This window comes from Inquilinus sp. (assembly GCF_057815775.1).
Genome location: NZ_JBYRFX010000634.1, coordinates 1 through 1,639, shown reverse-complemented (window position 1 = coordinate 1,639; position 1,639 = coordinate 1). Strand labels below are relative to the sequence as shown.

The following is a 1,639-nucleotide window of genomic DNA, read 5'->3' as shown; positions in this document are numbered from 1 at the left end:
ACCTGCAGGTCGCGGTGACCGGCGTGCTGACCACCGGCGACGGCCGGCCCGTGCTTGGCGAGTCCGGCCCGATCACCATTCCGCCGGCGGATTCCGTGCGTATCGCCGAGGATGGGGCGATCTGGATCGTGCCCACGGGCGGCGATGCCAGCCAGCCGCAGCAGGTCGACCGGCTGAAGCTGGTTTCGCCCGCCGGCTCGCGCGTGGCCAAGGCGCTGGACGGCCTCTTCCGGCAGATGGACGGCGGCACCCTGCCCTCCGACCCGCAGGCGCGGCTGATCCCCGCCAGTCTCGAAGGCTCCAACGTCAATACCAGCCAGACCCTGATCGACATGATCGAGGCGAGCCGCTCGTGGGACATGCAGCTGCAGCTCGTCACCCAGGCGCGCGAGATGGATACGTCCGCCGCCGATCTGATGCGCCTGCCGAACTAGCGCCACGACCCAAGGAGAAAAAAGATGTCCAATTCAGCCCTTCAGGTCGCCCGCACCGGGCTCGACGCCCAGTCCGAGCGGATGCGGATCATCGCCAACAACCTGGCGAACGTGAACACGACCGGCTTCCAGCGCGACCGCGCCGAATTCGCCACTCTGGCCTATCAGACGGTGACCGCCGCCGGCTCCCGTTCGTCCGGCGACAACCAATATGCGACCGGGCTCAATCTCGGCACCGGCGTGCGCATGACCGGCACTGGCCGCATCACCACCCAGGGCGCGCTCAGCACGACCAGCAATCCGCTCGATCTCGCGATCGAGGGGCAGGGCTATTTCCAGATCGCGCGCCCGGACGGCACCACCGCCTACAGCCGTGCCGGCAATTTCCATCTCTCCTCGGAGGGCAAGATCGTCACTTCGGACGGCCTCCCGCTCCAGCCGGACATCCAGATCCCGGACGGCGCCCAATCGGTCACGATCGGCACCGACGGCACCGTTTCGGTGACCATCGCCGGCACCGCCGAGGCCTCCGAGGTCGGCAAGATCGAGATCTCCCGCTTCATCAACCCGGCCGGCCTGCAGGCGCTCGGCAACAATCTCTACGGCGAAACCGCCGCCAGCGGCTCCGCCCAGACCGGACCGGCCGGCCTCGAAGGCCGCGGCTCGCTGCGCCAGGGCGCGCTCGAAGGGTCGAACGTCAACGTCGTCGAGGAGCTGGTCGACATGATCGAGACCCAGCGCGCCTATGAAGTGAATTCGAAGATGGTCCAGGCCACCGACGAGATGCTCCGCAACGCGAACCAGCAGCTTTAAGATGGGCAACGCATTCCTCATTGCCGCCTGTCTGTTCTGCTCGCATCGCCAGCCGCAGCCGGAATATACGCCGGCGCCGCCGCCGCCCGTCGCCAACGGCGCGATCTTCCAGCCCGCGAACGGCTATGCGCCGCTGACCAGCGGCCAGCGCGCCGCCCAGGTCGGCGACATCATCAGCGTCGTCCTCGTCGAGCGGACGCAGGGGACGTCGTCGAGCACCTCGGCGACCGACCATGACGGCAGCATCGGCCTCAGCCCGCCGACCACCGGGCCGCTGTCGCTCTTCTCCGCGACCGACGCCGCGATCGGCGGCAATTCGACCTTCAGCGGCCACGGCCAGACCGGCCAGTCCAACAGCCTGGTCGGCGAGATCAGCGTCGTCATCTCCGAGG

3 protein-coding genes are annotated in these 1,639 nt (G+C 68.3%); all 3 read left to right on the top strand.

The genetic code is table 11. From position 1 onward, the window contains the following. On the top strand, positions 1–434 hold a 434-nt coding region (locus AC3XYG_RS22000), incomplete at its 5' end, for a flagellar basal body rod C-terminal domain-containing protein (RefSeq protein WP_489142005.1). A gap of 24 nt (positions 435–458) precedes the next feature. Continuing rightward, the gene (gene flgG, locus AC3XYG_RS21995) at positions 459–1,247 is read left to right on the top strand and encodes a flagellar basal-body rod protein FlgG (RefSeq protein ID WP_489142004.1); all 789 of its coding nucleotides are present in this window, start codon (positions 459–461) and stop codon (positions 1,245–1,247) included. 1 nt (position 1,248) lies between these two features. Continuing rightward, positions 1,249–1,639: flagellar basal body L-ring protein FlgH (locus AC3XYG_RS21990; protein ID WP_489142003.1), on the top strand; the 391-nt coding region annotated here is incomplete at its 3' end.

Coding starts and splice junctions, on each gene's coding strand:
- flgG (WP_489142004.1), top strand. CDS start 459: ATGTCCAATTCAGCCCTTCAGGTCGCCCGCACCGGGCTCGACGCCCAG.